Annotated in this window: 1 pseudogene; it reads left to right on the top strand. The window is 48.6% G+C overall.

The window, feature by feature from the left end:
• Positions 1-502, top strand: a pseudogene (locus tag KIV40_RS31120) (potassium channel family protein); the annotation flags it as partial.

The following is a 502-nucleotide window of genomic DNA, read 5'->3' as shown; positions in this document are numbered from 1 at the left end:
TTGCGTACTACTTGGTGGTGACGGCCTCAACGGTGGGTTATGGTGATTTGTCACCGACCACTGAATCTGGGCAGTGGGTAGTGATCTTATTTGTCATCCCTGGAGGTTTGAGCCTTTTCGCTGCCTTACTCGGTAAAGTAGCGACGGAAGGTGTCGAGTATTGGCGAGCTGGACTATTGGGAAAAAGGAGAATTCGAGGGGAAAACCACATTTTGATGCTAGGTTGGAACGAGCAAAGAACCATACATCTCATTCGTATGTTGCAACACGAAGAGACGGGTAAACGACCTATCGTTTTATGTACGCGCTCTGTATTCTGATCGATAACCCAGAAGACGATATCACTCTATCGGCGGCTCTCTATTGTGCCAACCGTCATCCTGATGCTCACTTGTTGGTTTACTTTAAAGACGAAGCCTTGAGTGATTTACTCCATAAGCACTGTCCAAACTCAGAGTGTATTCCGGCGGTGGGTGCCGAGATGCTTGCTAAGGCGGCGGTC

The sequence above is a fragment of the Vibrio sp. D173a genome (assembly GCF_030248475.1).
Note: the sequence above shows the minus strand (reverse complement) of the source record. Positions and strands in the feature narration are given on the sequence as shown.